Here is a 23,735-nt window from a genome sequence, read left to right as displayed (position 1 = left end):
GTCGCCAAATCGCTCAGCGCGCCGCCCGTGCCGCGCATGTCGCGCAAGAAACGAGGGAGTCCACCGTCCATGTTCGCCATTCTGTCCAATTTCCGCAAGGCGCTGCGCCCGCTGGCCGGTCTGGCCGCCGCAGCTGCCCTGGCCGCCTGTGATCCCTCTGCGCTGACCAATATCGGTGGTGGCGGCGACGGTCCACGCATCAATACCGCCAAACCGATCCCCGTCGCGCTGCTGGTGCCGCAGTCCGACCAGGGCGCTGCGCCGATCGCCACCTCGCTGGAAAACGCCGCCCGGCTGGCGATGGCCGACCTGGGCGAGGGCGTGACCATCGACCTGCGCGTCTATGACACCGGCGGACAGGCCCCCGCCGCCGCCGCCGCCGCGCAAAAGGCCGTGGACGAGGGCGCCAAGATTATCCTTGGCCCGCTGCGCGCCGACGCGGTGAACGCCGCCGGCCTTGCCGTGGCCGACGAGGGCGTGAACGTCCTGGGCTTTTCCAACAACCCCACCATCGCCGGCGGCAACGTCTTCATCCTGGGGGCCACTTTCGACAACACCGCGCGCCGGATGATGGACCACGCCCGCCGCAACGGCAAATCCAACATGGTGGTGATCTACTCCGAGGATGTGGCGGGACAGCTGGGCAAACTGGCGATCGAGAAGGCCGCCACGGAATACGGCGTCAACATCGTCGGCAGCCAGGGCTACCAGCTCTCGATCGAGGGCGTCTCGGCCGCGGCCAGCGCGGCGGGCCGTGTGGTGTCCTCGGGCGCCGCCGACAGCATCTTCATCACCACAGCCGCCAGCAACGAGGCCATGCCGATCCTGCTGGACCGTCTGCCCGGGGCCGGGGTGGACCCCGCGCAGGTGCAATACATCGGCCTGACCCGCTGGGACGTGCGCCCCGATCTCTTTGGCCTGCCTGCTTCGGACGGGGCCTGGTTCGCGGTGCCGAACGTGGCCCGGCTGGAAAGCTTCTCGGGCCGCTACAACAGCACCTACGGCACCGCGCCGCATCCCCTGGCCGGCCTGGCCTATGACGGGATTACCGCCATCGGCACCCTGGCCGCGCAGGGCCGCAACGACGCGCTGTCGGCCACGGCGCTCACCTCGACTGGCTTTACCGGCACGGGCGGTGTATTCCGCCTGATGAGCAATGGTGCCAACCAGCGTGCGCTGGCCGTCGCCACGGTAAAAGACAAGAAGATGGTGATCCTTGACCCTGCCCCCAGCAGCCTCACAGGCGGCGGCCTCTGACTCGGAGACGCTTCCCGACAACCTGATCGCGCCCGCCGCCGAGATCTTTGATCTGCCGGCGGTGCGCGGCACGCTTTTTGCCGGGATGCCCAAGGGCGCGCCGGAAACGGACGTGCGCAAGCACACGGTCAAGACACTGCGTGCGGCCTTCGACGCGGGCCGCGCCAAGGTGGCAGAGGCGTTTTCCGCCGAACCCTTCGGGGCACGCCGCACCACCCGCTCCTACACCTGGATCACCGATTGCATCGTGCACCTGACCTTCGAGGTCGCCACCGAGGTGCTGCACCGCCTGCCCAACCCGACGGAATCCGAACGCCTTTCGGTGCTGTCGGTCGGCGGGTACGGACGCGGGGAAATGGCGCCCTTCTCGGACGTCGACCTGCTGTTCCTGACCCCTTACAAGATCACCCCCTGGGCCGAGAGCGTCATTGAATCGATGCTCTACATCCTCTGGGACCTTCGGCTGAAGGTCGGGCACAGCTCGCGCACGGTTCGCGACTGCCTGCGACTGGGGAGTGAGGATTTCACCATCCGGACCGCCATGCTGGAAAGCCGGTTCATCACCGGCGACGCGGGCCTGGCCGAGGATCTGGACCGCACCCTTTGGAACGACCTGTTCAACGCCACCGCCCGCGAATTCGTCGAGGCCAAGTTGAACGAGCGCGACGCCCGCCACGACAAGCAGGGCCAGCGGTACATGGTCGAACCCAACGTCAAGGAGGGCAAGGGCGGGCTGCGCGACCTGCAGTCGATGTTCTGGATCATCAAGTATGTCCACCACACGGATGATGTTTCCGAACTGGTCAAATCCGGCATCTTCCGCCCCGAGGAATACGACACCTTCGTCCAGGCAGAGCGCTTTCTCTGGGCGGTCCGCTGCCACCTGCACCTTGCCGCCGGACGGGCCAACGAGCTGCTGAGCTTCGACATGCAGGTCGAGGTGGCAAGCCGCATGGGCTACAACGACCGCGGCGGGCGCCGCGCCGTGGAATGGTTCATGCAGGACTATTTCCGCCACGCCACCTCGGTGGGCGACCTGACGCGCATCCTGCTGACCTCGCTGGAGGCAGACCACACCAAGGGCGCGCCGCTGATCCAGCGCCTGTTCCACCGTCCGCCCCAGGTCAAGGACGGCTACAAGGTGGTGCACAACCGGCTGGCCATCAGCGATGACGCGGCCTTTCTGTCCGACAAGCTGAACCTGCTCAGGGTCTTCGAGGAAGGGCTGCGCACCGGCCTCCTGATCCATCCGGACGCCATGCGGCTGGTCAAGGCCAACCTGCACCTGATCGACAATGCCTTTCGCGAGGACGACGAGGCGCGGACGCTGTTCCTGGACCTGCTGCTGAAACACGGCAATCCCGAACGCGCCCTGCGCCGGATGAACGAGCTTGGGGTGCTCTCCGCCTTCATCCCCGAATTCGCGCCCATCGTGGCGATGATGCAGTTCAACATGTACCACCACTACACGGTGGACGAACATACCATCCAGTGCATCTGGAACCTGTCCGAGATCGAGAATGGCAACCTGACAGAGGAACTGCCCGTCGCCTCGACGATCCTCAAGGAAGGTATCAACCGGCGCGTGCTTTACGTCGCGCTCCTGCTGCATGACATCGGCAAGGGCCGGAACGAGGATCACTCGATCCTGGGCGCCCGCATCGCGCGCACCGTCGCGCCGCGCCTTGGCCTGTCGAAATCCGAAAGCGCCACGGTCGAATGGCTGGTCCGCTATCACCTGCTGATGTCGGACATGGCGCAGAAACGCGACATCGCCGATCCGCGCACCGTGCGTGGCTTTGCCAAGGCGGTGCAGACGCGCGAACGGCTGGACCTGCTCTGCGTGCTGACGGTCTGCGACATCCGCGGCGTCGGCCCGGACACCTGGAACAACTGGAAGGCCGCGTTGATCCGCGCGCTCTACCGCCAGACGCGCCGCGCGCTCGAAGGCGGAATGGAGGCGCTCAACCGCGAGAACCGCGGCACCGAGGCCCGCGAGAACCTGCGCGAGGCGCTGTCGGACTGGGACTCGCTGGCATTGGCCGCAGAGACCAGCCGCCACTACGATCCCTACTGGCAGGGCCTGCATGTCACCGCGCATGTGGTCTTTGCCCGGTTGCTGCGCGAACTCAAGGACGACGAGATCGCCATCGACATCCACCCCGACGAGGACCGCGACGCCACCCGTGCCTGTTTTGCCCTGCAGGATCACCCCGGCATCTTCTCGCGCCTGACCGGGGCCCTTGCCCTTGCCGGGGCCAATATCGTGGACGCGCGCACCTTCACCACCAAGGACGGCTACGCCACGGCCGCCTTCTGGATCCAGGACGCCGAGGGGTCTCCCTACGAGGACGCCCGCATTCCGCGCCTGCGCGAAACCATCCGCAAGACCCTGATGGGCGAGGTCGTCGCGCGCGAGGCGATGAAGCCGAAGGACAAGCTCAAGAAGCGCGAGAAGGCCTTCAAGGTCCCGACCCACATCACTTTCGACAACGACGGGTCAGAGATCTTCACTATCATCGAGGTCGACACCCGCGACCGCCCGGGCCTGCTGTTCGACCTGGCGCGGACGCTGGCCGGGTTGAACATCTATGTCGCCTCCGCCGTGATCGCGACCTACGGTGAACAGGTGGTCGATACCTTCTACGTCAAGGACATGTTCGGGCTGAAGCTGCACTCGAAGGTCAAGCGCGACCAGATCGAGAAAAAACTGCGCTCGGCCATCGAGGAAGGCGCCGAACGCGCGCGCGGCTGAGTGGTTGTGCACGACCCCAAGGACGTGACTTGACCGCCCGATAAGCCACGGCAGGAGAAAGGCGACCATCCGGGGCCAGGCTTCGCCACCTGAAGCGACCGCGGTCAAAGCGACCCGTGGCGAGGTCGGCCATGTCCTGCTCTCTCGCTCGGGGCACAACCCCGATCTGTCCCACGGGACGGCACCGGATCACCGGGGCAACCTCTGCGCCCTGCCCGTCGCAGCGGGACTGATCTCGGCGGGCATGGCTTTCACCCGCTCTGCCGCGACATCCCCACCGCAACAGCCGTGGCGTGGATAGAAAGGCTGCCCTGGTCCCCGCCCCTTCCGCCCTTCGGCCCTTTCGGCTAAGCGAGGGACCAGAGCAGCAAGCGAGCACGCCCATGAAACCCATCCGCCTTGTCGCCGGTGTCATGACCGTCGGCTTCTGGACCCTGATGAGCCGGGTTCTGGGCGTCGTCCGCGAGGTCATGATCCTTGCCCTGATCGGCCCCGGCCCGGTCATGGATGCCTTTGTCGCGGCCTTTCGCCTGCCCAACCTCTTTCGCCGCTTCTTTGCCGAAGGCGCCTTCAACGCCGCCTTCGTGCCGCTGTTCTCCAAGAAATACGAGGGCGAGGAAGATCCGCTGATCTTTGCCCGCGACGCGCTGAACGGGCTGGCCACGGTTTTGCTTGCGCTGACCGCGCTGGCGATGATCTTCATGCCGGCGCTGGTCTGGGCCACCGCGGGCGGCTTTGCCGGGGATGCGCGCTTTGACCTGACCGTGGGCTTCGGTCGGGTGGTCTTTCCCTATATCCTGCTGATCTCGCTGGCGGCGCTGTTCTCCGGCGCGCTGAACGCCACCGGCCATTTCGCCGCCGCCGCCGCCGCGCCGGTGCTGCTGAACATCCTGGTCTGCCTGTCGATGGGACTGGGAGCGGCCCTTGGCGGCGAGGTGATCCAGTATCTCATCTGGGCGGTGCCCGTGGCGGGCGTGGCGCAACTGGCGCTGGTCTGGGTCGCCGCCGAGCGGGCGGGCGTACGTGTCCGCCCCGGGCGCCCGCGGCTGACACCGGACATGAAACGGCTCGTGGTGATCGCCGTGCCTGCCGCGCTGGCGGGCGGGGTGATGCAGATCAACCTGCTGGTGGGCCAGCAGGTCGCCAGCCATTTCGACAAGGCGGTGGGCTGGCTCTATGCCGCCGACCGGCTGTACCAACTGCCGCTGGGCGTGGTGGGCATCGCCGTGGGCATCGTCCTGCTGCCCGACCTGTCGCGCCGATTGAAGGCCGAGGACGACAGCGGTGCGCGCAACGCCTTTTCCCGCGCCGGAGAGTTGAGCCTTGCCCTGACCGTGCCCGCCGCCGTGGCGCTGGTGGCAATCCCGCTGCCGATGGTTTCGGTCCTGTTCGAACGCGGCGCCACCACTGCCGACGACAGCGCCGCCATTGCCCTGGCGGTGGCGATCTACGGCCTCGGCTTGCCGGCCTTCGTGCTGCAGAAGGTGTTGCAACCGCTTTATTTCGCGCGCGAAGACACGCGCAGCCCCTTCCGTTTCGCGGTCTGGGCGATGGTGATCAACGCCGCCGTGGCCATCGGGCTGGCCCCGGTGATCGGCTGGCTTGCCCCGGCCATCGCCACCACGCTCGCAGGTTGGGTCATGGTCTGGCAACTGGCACGCGGCGCCAAGGCGATGGGCGAGGTGGCGCATTTCGATGACCGTTTCCGCCGGAGGCTGTGGCGGATCGTGGTGGCCTCGCTGGTCATGGGCGCCGTGCTCTGGGGGCTCAACATGGTCCTGGCGCCCTGGCTCGCCCTGCCCTACCTGCGCATTGGCGTGCTTGCCGGTCTGATCGGGCTGGGCATCCTGACCTACGGCATCGCCGGGCAGGCCATGGGCGCCTTCCGCCTGGCCGAGATCAAGGCGATGTTCAAACGGTCCCGCGGATGACGACGCGCGCGCTGCTCTCTGCCGGAGAGGCCGGTGCCGCGCTCGAAACCCTTGCCGCCGGCGCCCGGTCGGAACTGCTGCTCTGCCTGCCGCGCCTTGCGCCCGACAGCCCGCTGGTCCTGCCCGACCTGCGTGAACGCGGGCTTGCGACATGGGGCGACCTGCTGGCGCTCCTGTCCCGACGCGGTTTGTCGCTGCGCATCCTCGTGGCCGAGCCCGATCCCCTGCTGACCGCACAGGCACACCGCGCCGCATGGCGCCGCGCCTCGGGTCTTGCCGATGTCCTGCAGGGCAGCGCGCAACTGGTGATCGCCCCGCATGGCCACGTTGCACGCGGGCCGCGCGGCGCACTCCTGCGCCGCCGCCTGCGCCCTGCGATGACCGCGCTCCGGGCCGAGGACACGGCGCGCCTGACCCCGGTTCAGCGCGCCCTTGTGCAGGGCGGCTCGAACCCGCGCCCCGCCGAGATCCACCAGGGGTTTGCACTGGCCGATGGCGCCGACGCGATCATCGGCGGGCCGGACCTTGGCACCGACACACCCTCCGCCATCTCGCTGCAGGTTTCGGATCCGGATTTCTGCGGCGCCTTGCGGGGCCATTTCGCCGATTGCTGGGCCGAGGCGCTCAAATGCGGCGCCACCCTCGCCACGCCGGCAAACGCGCTGACCTGCCCCACCCGCCCGCAAAGCCGCGATGACCTGCGCCTGTTGCGCACCCTGTCGCGCCCTACGCGCGGCTTTGCCCCCCGGACGCTCGCCAACGACGCCGAACCGGCACTGGCACGTCTGTTCGGCAATGCCCGTCGGCGCATCCTGATCCGCACCGGCGCCTTGCGTCACGACGGCCTGGCACAGGCGCTGACAGCGGCCGCGCAGCCCCCCGACCTGCAACTGATCCTGTTACTGCCCCCCGAACCGCAAGGCACATGGGACGATGCCCGCGCCGCCGCCCTGCAAGGCGCCGCGCTGTCCCGCCTGCAAAATGCCCATGGCGACCGGCTGGCGCTGGTCGCCGACCCGCAGGCCGAGGGGATGCTGTGCCTGGTGGACGGGACCACCGTCATCGGCTCTCACGCGCTGACCCGCCTCGCCTGCCGCTGGAACAGCGAGGCGGCGGCCCTTGTCCGCGACGAGTCCCTGGCAGAGAGGCTGCTTGCCCACTTGGGCACGGGCCTGTCCGGGGACCTGGACCGCGCCGCAACCTGGGCCGAACAGCGCCCTGCGCTGCCCCTGACCGAGGGGCGCCCTCGCCGCAGCCTGCTGCCCGACGACCTGTTCTGAACCGCGCCTACCGGCGCCGGATCCGCTCCAGCACCCGCGCCACGCCGCCGGGCGCCAGCACGACGGTCAGCGCGAACCCGGTGACAAAGCCCACCACGTCGGCAATCCAGTCGCTGCCGCCCCCGAACAACACGCCAAAGATCAGCTGAATGGCCAGCAACATCCCGATCAGGGTAAAGGCCCGCACCTGCGGCGCCCCCTCGTTGCCCAGCCGCACCCAGAGCAGGAAGGTGAACCCGCCGATCAGCCCGTAGACACCGGGAAAGGCCCCCACCAGCCAGGGATCATCGCTGAACAGGCCAAAGCCCACCGCCCCGACGATCCCGGACACAAAGAACACCGCCACAAAGACCAGAGAGCCGATGGATTCCGCCACGATCTTGCCCATCGCCAGCAGGATCACCATGCTGAACAGACCGTGGCTGAAACTGGGATGCAAGAAAAGGTAGGCCACCAGCCGCATCAGGTGCTCGGGCGGGTACTGACCCGTCGCCAGCATCCAGTCGAAGGCCCGCCCCGAAAAAGCATAGGTCTCGATCGCCGAGGTCCGCCAACCGACCGCGCCGGGGCCACCGACGATCCCCTGTCCGCCCAACCAGAGCGTCAGCTCGATCCCCGCCAGCACAAGGAACAGCGCCGCCACCACCGGCGGTAGCGGATTGACCGGGGCCTCGTTATGCGGGTGCGTCATGGGGAGCTCTTTCTTGACGGTGTCCGGCGGCATGGGTAAGCCAGCCGCGCAGGAATTTCCACAGGGGAACATCAATGTCCGAGTCTCAGCCCAATGCCGCCTTCACGCCGCGCGTCTTCTCGGGCATCCAGCCTTCGGGCAACCTGCACCTGGGCAATTACCTCGGCGCGCTGAAGCGCTTTGCGGACAGCCAGACGGCAGGGATCCAGTCCATCTTCTGCATGGTCGACATGCACGCGATCACCGTTTGGCAGGACCCCGAGGATTTGCGCCGCCAGACCCGCGAGCTGACCGCAGGCTTCATCGCATCGGGCGTCGATCCGGAAAAGTCGATCCTCTTCAACCAGAGCCAGGTTGCCGAACACGCCCAGCTGGCCTGGATCTTCAACTGCGTCGCCCGCATGGGCTGGATGCAACGCATGACGCAATGGAAGGACAAGGCCGGCAAGAACCAGCAGAACGCCTCGCTGGGGCTTCTGGCCTATCCGGCGCTGATGGCGGCGGACATTCTTGTCTATCACGCCACCCACGTGCCCGTGGGCGAAGACCAGAAACAGCACCTGGAACTGACCCGCGACATCGCGATCAAGTTCAACAATGACTTCGGCGTGGACTTTTTCCCGATCACCGAACCGGTGATCGAAGGCACGGCCACCCGGGTCATGAGCCTGCGCGACGGGACGAAAAAGATGTCCAAGTCCGATCCCTCGGACATGAGCCGCATCAACCTGACCGACGATGCCGATGCCATCGCGCTGAAGATCCGCAAGGCGCGGACCGACCCCGAGCCGCTGCCCGAAACGGTCGAGGGTCTGGAAGAACGGCCAGAGGCGCGCAACCTGGTGAACATCTACGCGGCCCTCGCCGATCTCTCGGTCGAGCAGGTGATCGCGGAACATGGCGGCCAGCAGTTCGGCACCTTCAAGCCCGCGCTGGCGGACCTGGCCGTGGCCAAGCTCGCACCGATCTCGACCGAGATGAAGCGCCTGACAGCCGACCCCGCCCAGATCGACACGGTCCTGCGGCGCGGTTCCGAACGCGCCCGCGAGATCGCCGCGCCGATTCTGGAGAAGACCTACGAGATCGTGGGCATGGTGCGCTAAGGGCCGAAACAGGCGCAGGACGGGACCATCTCGGCCCGCGCCCTGACCGGCCCATGCCCCGTTTTGTACAAAATGCGGATTTCGCCGTACGTTTTGTACAAAACGTACGGCCCACCCCAGCTTGCCGACAGGCTAGCCAGACATCCCCGAACCCGCCGCAATCCGCGCCGCAAGGCGCAAGGCATGACTTGAATCCGTCGCCGCGACGGGCAGCACCGGATCATAGGCTGCGCGGATCACCTGTGCCAGGTCGGGCCGCAGGATCACCCGCCCGTTTTCGACCTGCGCCAGCGGAGAGCGGTCGGCGAAGGCCTTGTCGGACCACAGAAGAATGGTCTGCACCACCTGGCTCAGCGCCAGGGTCTCGGCCGGCACCTTGGTCAGCTCACCGTCCATCCGCAGGAAGACGAAACAGGCCTTGATCCCGCCATCGGCATCGAAACGGAACACGCGGTACTGGTTTGCATCCGCCGCCTGAAGACGGTCGACCAGCGGGCCCAGCCCGTCGATCAGGCGATCAAGGTCCGGCACCTCCAGCAATTCCGCCCAGTCGCGGAAGAAGAAGACCATGACGTTGGCCCCCAGCTCTGGGTCGGTTTCCGCCATCTGGTGCCCGGCCAGCGTGCAGACCGCCTCGAATGCGCCCTTGACCACCTCCAGGGTCGCCTCTTCGACACCGAAGACGATTGGCGCCAATGGCCGTCCCCAGCGCGCGCAAAGATAGCTGCCGTCCGACCGAGTAAAGAGCGAGGCGATCTCTTCGGGGGTCATGTCCTGGGTCATGCCGGCTGTCCTTTTCACGTCGTGGATTGGCGCTGTGCCGCGACCTGCCCGAAAACGACCCGAAAGGCAAACCGCCCTTGCAAGCCGGGTTTGCCCAACCGGCACCCGGCCCCATTTCAAATTGGACCGCAGGGGAGGGATCACATGCACAGCCGACGCACCATGCTCATCCTGGTGAGCGCCTTCGTCATTACCGTTGCCAAGGTCCGAGCCCTGACCGACCGCCTGCGCGGGGCTGCGGGGTTGACTGGCTGACGTCAGCCCTCGAACAGATCACTTTGCCCCGGTGGCAGCGGGGCAGCGAGACCAAGATGTTTCCAGGCCTTCTGCGCCAGCATCCGCCCACGCGGTGTACGGCTGATGAGGCCCTGTTGCAGGAGGTAGGGTTCCACCACTTCCTCCAGCGCATCGCGGCTTTCGGAGAGCGCCGCCGAGAGCGTTTCGATCCCGACCGGCCCGCCCGCATAGTTTTCGGCCATGAGCATCAGGTAGCGGCGGTCAGCTCCGTCCAGCCCCAGGCTGTCAACCCCCAACCGCGTCAGCGCATTGTCCGCCAGGGCCCGGCTGACAACGCCCCCGCCTTCGACCACAGCGAAATCCACCACGCGGCGCAGCAACCGTCCGGCGATCCGGGGTGTCCCGCGGGACCGACGCGCGATTTCCAGCGCTCCGTCCCCTTCGACCCGGACACCCAGCTTGGAGGCATTGCCGGCGACGATCGTTTCAAGCTCCGGGATCGTGTAGAAATTCAGCCGCGTGGGAATGCCGAAACGGTCCCTCAGGGGGGTCGTCAGCAGGCCAAGCCGCGTCGTCGCCCCGACCAGTGTAAAGGGCTGCAACTCGATCCGCACGGTGCGCGCCGCCGGTCCTTCGCCGATCACGAGGTCCAGCTCGTAGTCCTCCATTGCCGGGTAAAGCACCTCTTCGACGGCGGCATTCATCCGGTGGATCTCGTCGATGAACAGCACGTCGTTCCGTTCAAGGTTTGTCAGGATCGCCGCCAGGTCGCCCGCCTTGGCCAGCACCGGGCCAGAGGTCATGCGAAATCCCACGCCCAGTTCCCGCGCCATGATCTGCGCCAGCGTCGTCTTGCCCAAACCCGGAGGGCCGTGGAACAGCGTGTGGTCCATCGCCTCGCCACGGCTGCGCGCGCTCTGGATAAAGACGCGCAGGTTGGCGCGCGCCTCGGCCTGGCCGATGAAATCCTCCAGCATCTGCGGACGAAGCGCGCGGTCGCGGTCCTCCGGCAGGGGATCGGGGCGCAGGGTGGGGTCGGGATCGCTCATGTCCATCCCTTACCCCTTTGGCGCCAACAGCTTCAATGCCGCGCGGATCAGGCCGGCGGTATCCGCCTCCGGCTCGGCGCCTGCGGCCTCGGCCACGGCGCCGGCAGCGTCCGAGGGGCCGTAGCCCAAATTGCCCAATGCGGAAAGCGCTTCAGCCTGCGCGCTGGACCGGCGCGGAGGCGCCTTGCGGGGGGCATCGGGGGCGGGCGATGTCTCGATCACCGCGTCGGGGGCCGTCTGCGGTTCGGCACCAATGGGCTCGCCGACACCCATCGCCATGATGGTGGGCGCCTTGTCCTTCAACTCGTTCACGACGCGTTGTGCGGTCTTGGGTCCGATCCCCTTGGCCGCCTTGATCGCCGTCCAGTCCCCCAGCGCCAGCGCGCGGCTGACCCCGTCCGGGCCAAGCGTGCCCAGGATTGCCAGCGCCGCCTTGGCGCCCACGCCCTGCACCGACATCAGCAGGCGAAACCACTCCTTTTCGACCAGCGTCGGGAAGCCGAACAGTTGCAGCAGGTCCTCGCGCACCAACAGATCCGTAAATAGCGCCGCGGCCTCCCCGGCGCCGGGGAGACCCGCGCGCACACGGTCGCTGCAATAGACGACATAGCCGACGCCCTGCACGTCAATCAGAACATGATCCTCGCCGTGGTAGACGATCCGCCCCGCGATGCGCCCGATCATGCGCGCACCTTCATGCGACGGGCACCCATGTGATGCGCATGGCAGATCGCCACCGCCAGGGCATCCGCCGCGTCCGGGCCCGCCGGTTTCGCGCCCGGCAATTGCAAGCTGACCATGTGTTCCACCTGATGTTTCTCGGCGTGACCCACGCCGACGACCGTCTTCTTGACCGAGTTCGGCGCGTATTCCCCGATCGGCAAGCCGAATTGCGCCGGGACCAGAAGGGCGATCGCCCGCGCCTGTCCCAGTTTCAGCGTCCCCGCGCCGTCCCGGTTGACGAAGGTATGTTCCACGGCCGCCTCGTCGGGCATCATCCGGTTGAAAACATCGGTCAGCAACTCGTGCAGAGCAAGCAGACGTTCTGCCAACTCCTTGCCGCCGGGCTTGCACAGCCCGTTTGCGACGTGTCTGAGTCGGCTGCCCTCGACCTCGATCACCCCCCATCCAAGGGTCCGAAGCCCCGGATCAATGCCCAATATCCGCATGGATGCCCGCCCGTGTTGTTTTTCAGACACGGCTAGCACGAAAGGCGAACAAAAGCCAAGGTTAATGCGGCGAGGACCATTTGCGACACCGAGTGTTCCAGCCCCGACACCCGAGGCTTGTTTCCGACAGGCCGCCGCCTGAAAACGACACCGACCAAGGCGGATTTTTGCTTGTTTTTCAGTAGGGTTACCCGCGATTTGCGCCATGCAAAAATCGCATGTGACCCATGCGAAAAATGCGACTTGCTGGAGCAGATTGCCCAAACTATGTGCGCTTTCAGAACGAACACGCACCCCCCATCCAAAGGAGACCAGCGATGGCCGCACTCGACACTTCCCGCCCCTTCGCCGCGTCGGGCTCCGCCGCCCAGATCGGTAACATCTTCACCTCCGCATTCGGCGCCACCCGCCCCTACGGCGCTTCGGGTTCCGCGACCTGGATCGGCAGCCTCTTTGCCGCAGCCTTCGGTGCCTTCGCCGAATGGAACGACGCACGCTTGACCCGCAACAGCCTGTCGGCCCTGACCGACCGCGAGCTGGAAGACATCGGTCTGCACCGTGGCGACATCGACGAGGTTGCACGCCGCTAATCGAGACTCTCAGCGCTGACGGTCGACCGGGATGATCGGTCGGAGGCGCACCGCCACTCACGGCAAAGGGAAAACCCGCGCTTCACCGGAAGCGCGGGTTTTTTCTTGTCTCGCGATGTGCTGAGGGCCTCAGCCGATAGCCGGCGTCAGGAAATCGGCCAACATGCGCGTCACGGGATCGACCTGCAGGATCCAGGCCCCGACCTTTTCATAGATGACACCCTGCGACAGGCGTTCGATGTGACCGGCGTATTTCGCATCGCCCAGCCAGGCCAGGGCGACAACTTTGAACAGCATCACCGCCACCGCCAAGCGTAAGATCAGGTGCAGGCCGAGACCGCTCATCCTGCTTTGCGGGACCTGTTCGATCACACCGTTGCGGTTCATCCGCGTCACATAGCCGTGTGACATGCGGACATGCTTGCGCCGCAGCGCTTGTTCACGCTTGTAAAAGCTTCTCTGAGCGTCGTCCATGACAGCCTCGTCTCAACCGGCCCCCACCGGTTGAGGCAATTTTTATCCAAACTTTATGGCAAGATTGGGGCAATTGGATTTAATTTTGCTTCGACTGCTCCGATTAACCCTTTATTTACTGGTTTTTTCGAAGCGTCAGAGTCACCCACTCCCCGATCACATCGCGGCGCAATTGCGGCATCCCTTGGGCAGTGTAGACCTCGACCACCTCGTCGGCCTGCCAGGTCAGGATACCCGAAAGGATCGCATACCCCCCTGGCGCAAGGTGTTTTTCCATGTCGGGGGCCAGGTCGATCAGCGGCTGTTTCAGGATGTTCGCAAAGACCAGGTCATAGGGTGCGCGGGCATGCAATTCGGGATTGTCAAAGCCCGCGGCCTCGACGCAGGCAACCTTGTCGCCCAGGCCGTTGGCGCGCACATTGGCCTCTGCCACCTCGACCGCGACCTCGTCGATGTCCGAGGCGATCACAGGATCGGGCCAGATGCGTGCCGCACCCATCGCCAGAACGGCAGTGCCGCAGCCGATGTCGGCCACATTACGGCCCTGGAAGCCCTCGTTCGCCAGCCGGTCCAGCGCCTCGAGACAGCCCTGGGTGGTGCCGTGGTGACCGGTGCCAAAGGCCATCGCTGCCTCGATCAGCAATGGCTCGGCACCTTCGGGGATCTTGTCGGCATCATGGCTGCCGTAGACGAAAAAGCGGCCCGCCTCGACCGGCGTCAGTTCGCGCCGCACCTTGTCGACCCAGTCGGTGTCCGGCACCTCGGAGACGACAAAGCTCTCGGCATCATAGGCTGCGGCCAGAAGGGCAAGCTCGATCTCGTCCGGTGCTTCGGTGAAATAGCCGCCGATCTCCCAGGTGCCGGAACCATCCTCGATCTCGAAGACGCCGATGCCCGTGGGTTCGGGTTCGAGCTCCTCCAGCGCAAGGCCCAGGGCCTCGGCCTTATCCTTGTCGGCGAGCTTGGTGAAAGCGGTCCAGGTCTTGGGCATGTGGGCGGTCCATTGATGAAAAAAACGCATTCGCTGTGGCACGAAAGCCCGACCGCCGCAAGCCGCACAGCGTTTGACGTGATTTCGTACCGCCGCCGTGCTAGGGGCATTTGACCCTAGGCCAAGACATCATGCCCGCCGCGCTTCTCGCCCTGCTCTACCTTGCCCTGACCTGCGCACCGCTGGCATTGGCCGCGCTACAGGGGCTTCCCCCGCGCCCCTTGCGCGACGAGCTGGCGACCGGTGTGGCCTTGACCGGGCTGGCGATCCTGCTGGTTGAATTCGCCCTGTCCGGGCGGTTCCGCGTCGTCTCGGGACGGATCGGAATGGATGTCACCATGCGGCTTCACCAGTTGCTGGCACGCGCGGCCTCGGTGCTGATCCTGCTGCACCCATTCCTCTATTCCGGACCGCAAAGCCTGCGGCCCGGCCTGACACCACCGGGCGCCGTCCCGTTGAACTTTGACTGGTCCGGCCTCTGGCCCGGGATTGTCGCCTGGCTGTTGCTGGGCGCCGTGATGGTCATGGCGCTGGGGCGCGACGGGTTGTACCGGCACGAAACCTGGCGCGCATTGCACGGGATCATGGCGCTGGTCATGGCGGGACTTGGCGTTCTGCACGCCACCCGAGCCGGGCGCTACAGCGGCGATCCGGTGCTCTGGGGATTCTGGTGGGTCCTGTTCGCCATTGCCGTGCTGTCTCTTGTCTGGGTCTACGCGATCAAGCCGCTGATGAAGGCCCGGCGCCCATGGCGCGTCAGCAGCGTGACCCGCCTGGCCGACCGGACCTGGGAGCTGTGCCTTGACCCCGAGGGTCACACGGGCCTGCGCTACCTGCCCGGGCATTTTGCATGGATCAGCATCGGCAAACCCGCTGTCTCGCTGGACGAGAACCCGTTTTCCATCGCCTCTGCCCCGGCCGAGGGCGGCAGCCTGCGCTTTGTCATCAAGGAACTGGGCGATTTCACCAACCGCCTGGGCAAGGTGACGCCCGGCACCCGCGCCTGGGTCGATGCGCCCTTTGGTTCACTGACCTTGCAGCGGCACGGCAAGGCCGGAGGCGTTGCGATGATTGCAGGCGGCGTGGGCATTGCGCCGATGCTGTCGCATCTGCGCCAGCTTGATGCCGACGATGACCCGCGCCCGCGCGTTCTGTTCTATGCCAACCGGATCGAGGAGCAGATTGCCTGCCGCAAAGAACTGGACGCGCGCTCGCACTCCGGGCCACTGCGCGTGATCCATGTCCTGTCCGACCCGCCCAAGGGCTGGACGGGGGAAACCGGGTTCGTCACGCCCGACGTTCTGACCCGGCACCTTGATACGGAGGCCCTGACACGCTGGGTCTTTGTGCTTTGTGGCCCGCCACCCATGCTGCACGCGGTCGAGGACGCGCTGCTGGGACTTGGCGTGCCCGCCCACAACATCCTGCTGGAGCAGTTCAGCTATGACTAGCCGTGGACGCATCGCGCGCGCCTTCTGGATCCTCACCCTCATGATCGTTCTGGCGATCTTGGCCTTTGCCCTGCGCGGCCAGTTCTAGCGGCGGCGCCAACGGTTCGGGTCGCGCCAAGCGCGCCGTTCGCGCAAGTTGACCCTGGGCAAGGGCCCCTCTCCGATGCCCGCAACATAACGCCACCCCAGGACACCGGCCACAACGCCCATGACGGCCCCCACCAGCGCCTGCGCATAGATCACCCCCTGCGCTGCGTAGGCCCCTGACATCCAGAGCGCCACGGGCCACAGCAGCACCGCCTCGCGCAGCCAGCTGAGCACCGAGGCCCAGAGCGGGCGCCCAAGCGCGTTGAACGCCGAGTTCGAGACGAACAGCAACCCGCCGAGGGTGAAGGACAGTGCCCCGATCTGCGTGAAGGCCCGCAAGACCTCTGCGCCGCCGCCCTCCAGCCCAAAGCCCCGGGCGATGAGGCCCGTCAATACCATCAGGATCAGCCAGACCCCGGCCGCGTAGACCACGCAAAACAGAACCGCGTCGCGGTAGGTTTGGCGCAGACGATCGAACTGGCGCGCGCCAAAGTTCTGTCCAAAAATGCCGCCGATCGCGCCGGCCAGGGAAAACAGCCCCCCGAATGCCACAACCGTCAGCCGGTTGATGACCGCCCATGCCGCCACGGCGGTATCGCCATGCACGGCGATAAACCCGGTCAGCAGGAAGTTTCCGAAGGGCGTCGCCATCTGGGTGACGATCGCGGGCAGCGCCACGCGCAGCAGACCGGGCCCATGTCGGACCAGCAGGGTGGGCCGGGGCACGGCCAGCAACCCATGCCGGTGCGCCGCGAACCAGATCGCCAGCCCCGCCATGATGCCGCGAAAGATCCAAACGCTCAGCGCCGCGCCGTCCAATCCCCAGCCAAGGACATAGATCAGCAGCGGGTCCAGCCCCAGCATGATCAGCCCGCCGCCCATCGTCACCATCATCGCCTGCCGCGCCAGTCCGTCGGCGCGCAGCACCGCACTGCCGCACAGGCCGACCGCCATCACCGCCAGCGAGGGCATGGACAGCGCAACGTAGCGCGCGGCCAGGTCCAACGCCGCGCCTTCGGCCCCTGCGCTGGCCAGCAGGTCATGCCGGAACAGCACCACGGCCCCGGCCGTCATCGCCTGCACCAGGAAACACAGCAGCATACCCGCCGCCCCCTGTTCCCGCGCAATGGCCCGCTCACCCCGTCCGATGCTGCGCGAGACAAGCGCCGTGGTGGCAATCATGAGGCCGACGCCGATGGAGACGGTAAAGAACTGGACGGCAAAGGCATAGCCGATGGCCGCCATCAGGATCGGTTGACCCAATTGCGACAGCCAGAACAGGTTGGCCGCATCGACGACAAAGACAAAGGTGATGCCCGCCGCGCCGCTGAGCGTCATCCGGACGACATGGCCCAGCGTCGACCCGGTGAGGAAACGCCCCCCGGCGTCGGTCGCCTTGTCGGCCACGCCTATTCCGCCGGGGCCGGAACGACCCCGCTGAAGACGGTCTCATTCCCAGGTTCCGGGTGGCGCGGGATCATCAGCGCCAGCGCAAGACTGGTCAGCGCCATGCCCGCTGCCAGGCCGAAAACCGCCCCCGGCGAGGAATCCCAGAGATACCCCAGCAGCGCCGGCAGAAAGACTGCCGCAACATGGTTGATGGTAAAGGCCACGGCCGCGGTGGGCGCCATGTCGCCCGGATCGGCGATCTTCTGGAAATATGTCTTCAGCGCGAAGGCAAAGCCGAAAAAAATATGGTCCAGGACATATAGCGTCGCCGCCAGAACCACGCCCCAGCCAAACCAGAACAACCCGCCATAGGCCAGGAACACCAGCGTCAGCCCGATATATTCAAAGGTCAGCGCGTTGCGTTCGCCGAACCGGGCCACCACCTGGCCAAAGATCGGCGTCGCCACCATGCTGAGCACAAGCGTCACGAGGTAAAGCGAGGTGATCTCGTGCACGTCGTAACCAAATCGTTCCACCATCATGAAGGCGGCAAAGACGACAAAGATCTGCCGCCGTGCGCCCGACATGAACTGCAACGCATAGTACAGCCAGTAGCGGCGGCGCAGGACAAATTTCTTGACTTGCGGATTGGGGCTTTCGAACTGTGGAAAGGCAAAGGCGCACCAGGCTGTGATCCCCAGCGTCAGCACCCCGGCGGTGACATAAACGAGGCTGTAAGACAGATCATAGACCCGCCACGTCACGACGATACAGGCATAGGCGACAAAGGTCGCGGCCGACCCCACGGCGACCAGCCACCCCAGCATCTGCGGTGCACGATCCTTGGGCAGCCACTGCAACTGAAGGCTCTGATTGACCGTCTCGTAGTAATGAAACCCGATCGAACTGAGCAGGGTCACGAAAAGCAGGCCACCGAGGCTGGGAAACATCGCCGTGATGCCCGTCGCGACACCCAGCAGCGCCAGCGACACCAGCGCCAGCACCTGTTCGCGCACCACCAGCAGCACCAGGATCACCCCGATGGCGAGAAACCCCGGAATCTCGCGTACGGTGTGGAGCCATCCGATATCCTTGCCTTCGAAACTCGCCACCTCGATGACGAAGTTGTTGAGCAGTGCCGACCAGGTGGCAAAGGACAGTGGCATGGCAATTGCCATGAGCGCCAAAAGGGCAATGGGGCGCCGCCAGACCGGAAGGTGGCGCGCTTCTGAAAGGGGAACCGGAGTCATGATTTTGCTTTAAGCCGTCACACTTGGCTTGGCGAGTCCCGGTTCGGTGCATTTACGCACACAGCCACCGCCGCCCCAGGCACACGCCCGGACAGCGGCGGCCAATGCTTGCAGGTCAGACCGCCTGTGCCGCCGAGAACCGGTATTCCACCTCTGCGAAGCGGTCCTTGGCAAAAACGTAAAGGAACCGCAGCCCCTCTGCCCCGGCAACGGTGTCATGCTCGGCGTCCTCGGGGATGTAAAGCGCGGTGCCCGGCGTCAGTTCATGCGGCACGCCGTCGATGGTCACGATGCCCGACCCTTCGAGACCGAAATAGATCTCGGCCGGGCTGTGACGATGCGGCAGCAGGGTTCCGGCAGGACCGAATTCCGCCACACCCATCACCATGCCCGAGGTCGAGGTCTTGTCGGCAGAGAACAGGGTCCGCCAGCGTACGGTGCCAAACGCCGGATCCTCTCCGCCCTCCAGCGGCGCGTGGTCCGCGTTCGCCACAACCGGCAGCTTGGCCACGGCCATCATCAATTCGTTGGCGAATTCCATGTCGAAGTCCATGACGCCTCTCCTCTTGCGCACGGGTGTTCCCGGAACCATGCCCGAATCGCCACCCATGCCTCTGTCCCGGCTGCGACGGCGATCTGTCGCCACGAGGAGGCCAGTTTACGACATCTCCCGGTCGCCTGTGGGCCAGTGCAAAACCGCCCCGTTTTGCGTTGCCGACGCCCCGTGCTAGATTGGTCGATACCCATCCCCGGATAATCCATGTCAGCCTTGCGCCTCCTGACCTTTTTCCTGCTCCTGCCGGCTCTTTGCTGGTTGGCCCCGGTCTGGGCATCTGCGGGTGATGGGCTGCTGGACGGGCGTGTCTTTGCGGGACGTATCGGCCCGGCAGAAGCGCCCGACCTCGCCGACAGGCTGTATTTTGACGAAGGGCATTTCTGGTCCGGAATCTGCACCGACTGCGGTTTTCGCCCCGGCCCTTACACGGCCCGCCAGACAGAAGAAGGAATCGTCTTTGGCGGCGTTATGCGCAGCAACAACCGGGGCCGCTTTGACTACCGGGGGATCGTCAGATCCGACGGGACGATCGAGGTCGCGATCCGGTGGTCGCAGCAGCGCTGGTACTGGACGGCCCGCCGCGACCTTGCCTTCACGGGAAAGCACGAGGCCGGCACGACGCCCCCCGATCTGACGGCCATCCGTGCCCGGCTGACCCGCCTGGATCCGACCGGGAATCCCCGATGCGCGCGCTTCTGACGACGCTGAAAACGTATCGACGCGCCCTCCTGATCTATGGCCTGTTGCTACTTGGCGGATGGTTGCTGGCAGACCTGCTGAGGGGCGTGACCCTGCCCGAGATGCGCCCGATGAACGAACCGCTGATTCATCGGATGGTGATGCTGGCGCTGGCGGTCTATGTCGTCACGTCGGCCCTGCCTTTCGTGCCGGGTGCCGAGATCGGCATCGCTCTTCTGCTGATCTTCGGCGGCGCGGCGGCCCCGCTGGTCTATGGCGGCATGCTGACCGCGCTCGTCCTGTCCTTTGCGCTTGCCCGCCTGCTGCCACCTCATGTCGCGGCCGCAGGGTTTCGCAAGCTGGGTCTCGGACGTTTTGCGCTGCTGCTCGAAGATCTCCGCGCGACCCCGCCAGAGGCGCGCGCCGCCTGGCTGGCCCGGCAGGCTCCGGGACGCTTCACACGCCTGGCAGTGCGAAACCGCTACCTGCTGCTGATCGCGCTGATCAACACGCCCGGCAACTCTCTGATCGGCGGCGGAGGGGGCATCGCCTTTCTCGCCGGGGTATCGGGACTTTTTGCGCCCACCCGCTTTGTGGCCGCCGTTGCCATCGCCGTCGCCCCATTGCCGCTGGTCTTTGGCCTGTTCACCTGACCCGCAACATTCCGTTTTCATGATCTGTATCAAGGCAGGTCCGGCCCGGTCCGGTGCATCACGCGGCCCATCACGCACGCGGAGGCATTGGCATGGATATCGTCCCCCTGATCGACCGGATCGGCGAAAACCCGACGGCGGCCCTGTTTGGCCTGATCACCGGAGTGATCTTCGGCGTCGCGGCACAACGGTCCCGGTTCTGCCTGCGGGCGGCCACGGTCGAGTTCGCGCGCGGCATGATGCAGGACAAGGTGGCTGTCTGGTTGCTGACCTTTTCCACCGCCGTCGTCTGGGTACAGGCGGCGCAGATCCTGGGGCTGCTGGAAACGTCAGAGGCCCGCATGATGGCGGTTCCGGGCAGTTGGTCCGGCGCGATCATCGGCGGATTGCTGTTCGGCGCGGGCATGGTGCTGGCGCGCGGCTGTTCCGGCCGCCTGCTGGTGCTGGCAGCGACGGGCAACCTGCGTTCGGTCGTGTCCGGGCTGATCTTTGCCGTCGTCGCGCAGATGTCGCTGACCGGCTGGCTGGCGCCGCTGCGCGACGGGCTGGCGGCCATGTGGATCACCAGCGACGGCCGCAACATGGATTTGCTGGCTGCGCTGCACCTGCCGCGCGAGGCCGGGCTGGTGATCGGGCTGGCCATCGCGCTTTTGGCGCTGGAACTCAGCCGCCGCAACCGGATCGGCTTGTCACGGCTGGTCTTCGCCTCTGGAGTCGGGTTCGCTGCCGCCGTGGGCTATGGGCTGACCCATGCGCTGAGCCAGGTGGCCTTTGACCCCGTGCAAATCGAGAGCCTGACCTTCACCGGCCCCTCGGCCAACACGCTGATGTTCTTCCTCGACCGCAATTCGGTGTTGGAATTCGATATCGGGCTGGTGCCGGGTGTGGTTCTTGGGTCCTTCCTCGCCGCCCTTATCAGCAAGGAGCTGAAATTCCGTGGGTTCGAAGGCCCTTCGCCCATGCGCAACGCGATGATCGGCGCGGCGATGATGGGGTTCGGCGGCATGCTGGCCGGCGGCTGCGCCATCGGCGCCGGCGTCTCAGGCGGGTCGATCTTTGCCGGCACCGCCTGGCTGGCCCTGTTCTGCATGTGGGTCGGCGGGATGAGCATGGACGTCATCCTTGGTGGACGCGGCCAACCTGCGCATGTGTGAAGCGGGGCCTGCCGCCCCTTTGCTTACATCCCCCGCACCGTGTCGATCATCAACTGCACGTTCTCGGGGTCCGCGTCCGGCGTGATCCCGTGACCCAGGTTGAAGATATGTGGCCCCTTGCGGAAGGCCTCGACCACGCGCCGCGTTTCATCCACCAGCGCCTGACCGCCCGTCACCATGTGGGACGAGGCAAGGTTGCCCTGAACACAGCCCGAAACCTGCACGTTTTCCGCCGCCCATTCCGGCGTCACGCTGTCGTCCACGGCCACGCAATCCGCGCCGGTCGCCTCGTGGAACCCGACATATTTCTCGCCCGCCTGGCGCGGAAAAGCGATGATCGGCAGCCCCGGGAAACGGCTTTTCAGTTCCTGCGTGATGGTCCGCGCGGGCGCGGTGCAATAGCGGTCGAAATCCTCGCCCCGCAGCGACCCCGCCCAGCTGTCGAAGATCTTGACCACCTCGGCCCCGGCTTTCACCTGCTCGGAAAGGTAGTCGATGGTCGCCTCGGTCAGCCGGTCGATGATCTTTTCGAACAGTGCCCGATTTTCGGCCTTCAGCGCATGCGCCGGACCCTGATCCTTGGTGCCCTTGCCCGCGATCATGTAGGTCGCCACCGTCCAGGGCGCACCGGCGAACCCGATCAGCGTGGTGTCCGAAGGCAGCGCCGTCGAGAGGTTGCGCACGGTCTGGTAGACCGGGTTCAAAGTGTCGTGGATCATCTCGCCCCGGCCCAGCTTGTCGAAATCCGCGTCGCTGGTGATGGTCGACAGGCGCGGCCCCTCGCCGGTGACGAACCACAGGTCCATACCCAGCGCCTGCGGCAGCAGCAGGATATCGGCGAACAGGATCGCCGCGTCGAACCCGTAACGCCGGATCGGCTGCAACGTGACCTCGGTCGCCAGATCGGGGTTGTAGCAGAGCGACAGGAAATCCCCCGCCTCGGCCCGCGTCGCCTTGTATTCCGGCAAGTAGCGCCCGGCCTGCCGCATCATCCAGATCGGCGGTGTCGGCAGGGTCTCGCCCGCAAGGGCACGCAGGATCGTCTTGGTCATCGCTCTCGCTCCTCCAGGTCCGGGGGCCTTGGTCCGACGCGGGCTTGCCGGTGTCAAGCCGACTTGACGGACCGGGCGCGCTTGCCGCAGCCCCGCAGCCCCAAATCCCGTTTCCTTTCCCGCCGCCCCGCGCTAACCCTTGGCCATGACCGATCTGCCCACGCCCCAATCCCCGCTGAAACTCGGCACCCGCGGCTCACCGCTCGCGCTGGCCCAGGCGCATGAAACGCGCGACCGGCTTGCCGCCGCTTTCGACCTGCCGCTGGATGCCTTTGAAATCGTGGTCATCAAGACCACCGGCGACGACCGCAGCCTGATTGACGCCGACCGCCCGCTGAAAGAGATCGGAAACAAGGGCCTGTTCACCAAGGAAATCGAAGAGGCGATGCTGGCGGGCACGATCGACCTGGCCGTGCATTCGATGAAGGACATGCCCACCGAACAGCCCGAGGGGCTGGTGCTGGATTGCTACCTGCCGCGCGAAGACGTCCGCGACGCCTTCATCTGCCCCGAGTTCTCGTCGATCCACGATCTTCCGGAAGGCGCCGTCGTCGGCACCTCGTCGCTGCGGCGCCGGGCGCAACTGCTGCACCGCCGCCCCGACCTGACGGTGGTCGAGTTCCGAGGCAACCTTCAGACCCGGCTGAAAAAGCTGCACGACGGCGTTGCGCGCGCCACCTTCCTGGCCTGCGCCGGACTGAATCGGCTGGGCATGACCGATGTCCCGCAAGCGGCCATCGCACCCGAGGACATGCTGCCCGCCGTCGCCCAGGGCGCCATCGGCATCGAACGCCGCAGCGACGACACCCGCGCCCGAGACATGCTGGCGGCCATCCATGACGCGACCACCGCCCTGCGGCTGCACGCCGAACGCGCCTTTCTGGCCGCGCTCGACGGCTCCTGCGAGACGCCCATCGCGGCGCTGGCGGAACTGGATGGCGACAGCCTGCGCCTGCGCGGCGAGATCCTGAAAACCGACGGCTCCGAGGCCCATGCGGGCGAGATCACCGGCCCCGTCGCACAGGGGGCCGAACTTGGGCGCAGTCTGGCGGCCGATCTGCTGTCGCGCGCGGGCGAAGGCTTCTTCGACCACAAACTCTGACCCAATCTCGTGACCGTGATGGGAATTTCACGGCAGATATGCTACCTTTTGAC

The 23,735-nt window shown here is 66.1% G+C and carries 22 protein-coding genes; 11 read left to right on the top strand and 11 right to left on the bottom strand.

Translation table 11 applies throughout. The annotated features are described in order from the left end of the window. The first annotated feature begins 69 nt into the window (after positions 1–69). The 4 genes from RBB42_RS12185 (at position 70) to RBB42_RS12170 (ending at position 7,223) form a co-directional block, all read left to right on the top strand. Positions 70–1,257, top strand: coding sequence for a penicillin-binding protein activator (locus tag RBB42_RS12185; RefSeq protein ID WP_305969895.1), 1,188 nt, complete (start codon positions 70–72; stop codon positions 1,255–1,257). Continuing rightward, positions 1,217–4,012: a [protein-PII] uridylyltransferase gene (locus RBB42_RS12180; protein ID WP_371931754.1), complete on the top strand. Its 2,796-nt coding sequence runs from the start codon at positions 1,217–1,219 to the stop codon at positions 4,010–4,012. Before RBB42_RS12185 ends, RBB42_RS12180 begins: the two co-directional genes overlap by 41 nt. A 383-nt stretch (positions 4,013–4,395) precedes the next feature. Next, positions 4,396–5,943 (top strand): murein biosynthesis integral membrane protein MurJ, encoded by a 1,548-nt coding sequence (gene murJ, locus RBB42_RS12175; protein ID WP_305969894.1) that lies wholly within the window; start codon positions 4,396–4,398, stop codon positions 5,941–5,943. Beyond that, entirely contained in the window at positions 5,940–7,223 is a 1,284-nt protein-coding gene (locus tag RBB42_RS12170) for a phospholipase D-like domain-containing protein (protein WP_306043692.1), read from the top strand. The genes murJ and RBB42_RS12170 overlap by 4 nt, the downstream gene beginning before the upstream one ends. A 7-nt stretch (positions 7,224–7,230) precedes the next feature. Here RBB42_RS12170 and RBB42_RS12165 read toward each other — a convergent pair whose 3' ends face one another. Then, entirely contained in the window at positions 7,231–7,914 is a 684-nt protein-coding gene (locus RBB42_RS12165) for a rhomboid family intramembrane serine protease (RefSeq protein WP_305969892.1), read from the bottom strand. 74 nt (positions 7,915–7,988) lie between these two features. Here RBB42_RS12165 and trpS point away from each other — a divergent pair, with 74 nt between their 5' ends. After that, positions 7,989–9,017 carry a tryptophan--tRNA ligase gene (gene trpS, locus RBB42_RS12160; RefSeq protein WP_305969891.1) on the top strand — a complete coding sequence of 343 codons (1,029 nt, stop codon included), beginning with the start codon at positions 7,989–7,991 and terminating at the stop codon, positions 9,015–9,017. 132 nt (positions 9,018–9,149) lie between these two features. Here the strand turns inward: trpS and RBB42_RS12155 are convergent, their stop codons facing one another. From RBB42_RS12155 to ruvC, 4 genes are all read right to left on the bottom strand, one after another. Beyond that, positions 9,150–9,788, bottom strand: a complete 639-nt coding sequence (locus RBB42_RS12155; RefSeq protein WP_305969972.1) for a hypothetical protein — start codon at positions 9,786–9,788, stop codon at positions 9,150–9,152. 269 nt (positions 9,789–10,057) lie between these two features. Beyond that, positions 10,058–11,086, bottom strand: coding sequence for a Holliday junction branch migration DNA helicase RuvB (gene ruvB / locus RBB42_RS12150; RefSeq protein ID WP_305969890.1), 1,029 nt, complete (start codon positions 11,084–11,086; stop codon positions 10,058–10,060). A gap of 9 nt (positions 11,087–11,095) precedes the next feature. Continuing rightward, complete coding sequence (gene ruvA / locus RBB42_RS12145) at positions 11,096–11,770, bottom strand: Holliday junction branch migration protein RuvA (RefSeq protein WP_305969889.1); 675 nt, start codon at positions 11,768–11,770, stop codon at positions 11,096–11,098. Continuing rightward, positions 11,767–12,255: a crossover junction endodeoxyribonuclease RuvC gene (ruvC, locus tag RBB42_RS12140; RefSeq protein WP_043141073.1), complete on the bottom strand. Its 489-nt coding sequence runs from the start codon at positions 12,253–12,255 to the stop codon at positions 11,767–11,769. Before ruvC ends, ruvA begins: the two co-directional genes overlap by 4 nt. 317 nt (positions 12,256–12,572) lie before the next feature. Here ruvC and RBB42_RS12135 point away from each other — a divergent pair, with 317 nt between their 5' ends. Then, on the top strand, positions 12,573–12,845 hold the full coding sequence (locus RBB42_RS12135) for a DUF1127 domain-containing protein (protein ID WP_305969888.1): 273 nt from the start codon (positions 12,573–12,575) through the stop codon (positions 12,843–12,845). 129 nt (positions 12,846–12,974) lie between these two features. Here RBB42_RS12135 and RBB42_RS12130 read toward each other — a convergent pair whose 3' ends face one another. Further along, on the bottom strand, positions 12,975–13,319 hold the full coding sequence (locus tag RBB42_RS12130) for a hypothetical protein (protein ID WP_305969887.1): 345 nt from the start codon (positions 13,317–13,319) through the stop codon (positions 12,975–12,977). Positions 13,320–13,434: 115 nt separating this feature from the next. Then, a complete protein-coding gene (locus RBB42_RS12125) occupies positions 13,435–14,310 on the bottom strand; it encodes a 50S ribosomal protein L11 methyltransferase (protein ID WP_305969886.1) in 876 nt (291 codons plus the stop codon). A 131-nt stretch (positions 14,311–14,441) separates the two neighbouring features. Between RBB42_RS12125 and RBB42_RS12120 the strand changes: the two genes are divergently transcribed. Further along, positions 14,442–15,761 carry a ferredoxin reductase family protein gene (locus RBB42_RS12120; protein WP_305969885.1) on the top strand — a complete coding sequence of 440 codons (1,320 nt, stop codon included), beginning with the start codon at positions 14,442–14,444 and terminating at the stop codon, positions 15,759–15,761. Between the two features lie 84 nt (positions 15,762–15,845). On the opposite strand, the gene RBB42_RS12115 is transcribed toward RBB42_RS12120, so the two are convergent. The 3 genes from RBB42_RS12115 to RBB42_RS12105 all read right to left on the bottom strand — a co-directional run bounded on the left by RBB42_RS12115 (position 15,846) and on the right by RBB42_RS12105 (position 19,040). Beyond that, on the bottom strand, positions 15,846–17,255 hold the full coding sequence (locus RBB42_RS12115) for an MATE family efflux transporter (RefSeq protein ID WP_305969884.1): 1,410 nt from the start codon (positions 17,253–17,255) through the stop codon (positions 15,846–15,848). A 2-nt stretch (positions 17,256–17,257) separates the two neighbouring features. Next, a complete protein-coding gene (locus RBB42_RS12110) occupies positions 17,258–18,487 on the bottom strand; it encodes an MFS transporter (RefSeq protein ID WP_371931753.1) in 1,230 nt (409 codons plus the stop codon). 115 nt (positions 18,488–18,602) lie between these two features. Beyond that, positions 18,603–19,040, bottom strand: a complete 438-nt coding sequence (locus RBB42_RS12105; protein WP_305969883.1) for a cupin domain-containing protein — start codon at positions 19,038–19,040, stop codon at positions 18,603–18,605. Positions 19,041–19,247: 207 nt separating this feature from the next. Between RBB42_RS12105 and RBB42_RS12100 the strand changes: the two genes are divergently transcribed. From RBB42_RS12100 to RBB42_RS12090, 3 genes are all read left to right on the top strand, one after another. Further along, positions 19,248–19,742: a hypothetical protein gene (locus RBB42_RS12100; protein ID WP_305969882.1), complete on the top strand. Its 495-nt coding sequence runs from the start codon at positions 19,248–19,250 to the stop codon at positions 19,740–19,742. After that, complete coding sequence (locus RBB42_RS12095) at positions 19,727–20,374, top strand: hypothetical protein (protein ID WP_305969881.1); 648 nt, start codon at positions 19,727–19,729, stop codon at positions 20,372–20,374. Before RBB42_RS12100 ends, RBB42_RS12095 begins: the two co-directional genes overlap by 16 nt. A 92-nt stretch (positions 20,375–20,466) precedes the next feature. Then, a complete protein-coding gene (locus RBB42_RS12090; protein ID WP_305969880.1) occupies positions 20,467–21,528 on the top strand; it encodes a YeeE/YedE family protein in 1,062 nt (353 codons plus the stop codon). Between the two features lie 23 nt (positions 21,529–21,551). Here RBB42_RS12090 and hemE read toward each other — a convergent pair whose 3' ends face one another. Next, positions 21,552–22,580: a uroporphyrinogen decarboxylase gene (hemE, locus tag RBB42_RS12085; RefSeq protein WP_305969879.1), complete on the bottom strand. Its 1,029-nt coding sequence runs from the start codon at positions 22,578–22,580 to the stop codon at positions 21,552–21,554. A gap of 145 nt (positions 22,581–22,725) precedes the next feature. On the opposite strand from hemE, the gene hemC reads away from it, so the two are divergent. After that, a complete protein-coding gene (gene hemC / locus RBB42_RS12080) occupies positions 22,726–23,682 on the top strand; it encodes a hydroxymethylbilane synthase (protein WP_305969878.1) in 957 nt (318 codons plus the stop codon). Positions 23,683–23,735 lie beyond the last annotated feature (53 nt).

Origin of the sequence: Mameliella sp. MMSF_3455, from assembly GCF_030733205.1 — a bacterium.
Classification (GTDB): Bacteria; Pseudomonadota; Alphaproteobacteria; order Rhodobacterales; family Rhodobacteraceae; genus Antarctobacter.
The sequence above is the reverse complement of the archived record's forward strand: the minus strand, read 5'-3'. Positions and strand labels throughout refer to the sequence as shown.

Excerpts from the sequence above, each read along its gene's own strand:
- RBB42_RS12185 (WP_305969895.1), top strand. The coding sequence starts at position 70 with ATGTTCGCCATTCTGTCCAATTTCCGCAAGGCGCTGCGCCCGCTGGCC.
- murJ (WP_305969894.1), top strand. The coding sequence starts at position 4,396 with ATGAAACCCATCCGCCTTGTCGCCGGTGTCATGACCGTCGGCTTCTGG.
- RBB42_RS12170 (WP_306043692.1), top strand. The coding sequence starts at position 5,940 with ATGACGACGCGCGCGCTGCTCTCTGCCGGAGAGGCCGGTGCCGCGCTC.
- RBB42_RS12165 (WP_305969892.1), bottom strand. The coding sequence starts at position 7,914 with ATGACGCACCCGCATAACGAGGCCCCGGTCAATCCGCTACCGCCGGTG.
- trpS (WP_305969891.1), top strand. The coding sequence starts at position 7,989 with ATGTCCGAGTCTCAGCCCAATGCCGCCTTCACGCCGCGCGTCTTCTCG.
- RBB42_RS12155 (WP_305969972.1), bottom strand. The coding sequence starts at position 9,788 with ATGACCCCCGAAGAGATCGCCTCGCTCTTTACTCGGTCGGACGGCAGC.
- ruvB (WP_305969890.1), bottom strand. The coding sequence starts at position 11,086 with ATGAGCGATCCCGACCCCACCCTGCGCCCCGATCCCCTGCCGGAGGAC.
- ruvA (WP_305969889.1), bottom strand. The coding sequence starts at position 11,770 with ATGATCGGGCGCATCGCGGGGCGGATCGTCTACCACGGCGAGGATCAT.
- ruvC (WP_043141073.1), bottom strand. The coding sequence starts at position 12,255 with ATGCGGATATTGGGCATTGATCCGGGGCTTCGGACCCTTGGATGGGGG.
- RBB42_RS12135 (WP_305969888.1), top strand. The coding sequence starts at position 12,573 with ATGGCCGCACTCGACACTTCCCGCCCCTTCGCCGCGTCGGGCTCCGCC.
- RBB42_RS12130 (WP_305969887.1), bottom strand. The coding sequence starts at position 13,319 with ATGGACGACGCTCAGAGAAGCTTTTACAAGCGTGAACAAGCGCTGCGG.
- RBB42_RS12125 (WP_305969886.1), bottom strand. The coding sequence starts at position 14,310 with ATGCCCAAGACCTGGACCGCTTTCACCAAGCTCGCCGACAAGGATAAG.
- RBB42_RS12120 (WP_305969885.1), top strand. The coding sequence starts at position 14,442 with ATGCCCGCCGCGCTTCTCGCCCTGCTCTACCTTGCCCTGACCTGCGCA.
- RBB42_RS12110 (WP_371931753.1), bottom strand. The coding sequence starts at position 18,487 with ATGACTCCGGTTCCCCTTTCAGAAGCGCGCCACCTTCCGGTCTGGCGG.
- RBB42_RS12105 (WP_305969883.1), bottom strand. The coding sequence starts at position 19,040 with ATGGACTTCGACATGGAATTCGCCAACGAATTGATGATGGCCGTGGCC.
- RBB42_RS12100 (WP_305969882.1), top strand. The coding sequence starts at position 19,248 with ATGTCAGCCTTGCGCCTCCTGACCTTTTTCCTGCTCCTGCCGGCTCTT.
- RBB42_RS12095 (WP_305969881.1), top strand. The coding sequence starts at position 19,727 with ATGCGCGCGCTTCTGACGACGCTGAAAACGTATCGACGCGCCCTCCTG.
- RBB42_RS12090 (WP_305969880.1), top strand. The coding sequence starts at position 20,467 with ATGGATATCGTCCCCCTGATCGACCGGATCGGCGAAAACCCGACGGCG.
- hemE (WP_305969879.1), bottom strand. The coding sequence starts at position 22,580 with ATGACCAAGACGATCCTGCGTGCCCTTGCGGGCGAGACCCTGCCGACA.
- hemC (WP_305969878.1), top strand. The coding sequence starts at position 22,726 with ATGACCGATCTGCCCACGCCCCAATCCCCGCTGAAACTCGGCACCCGC.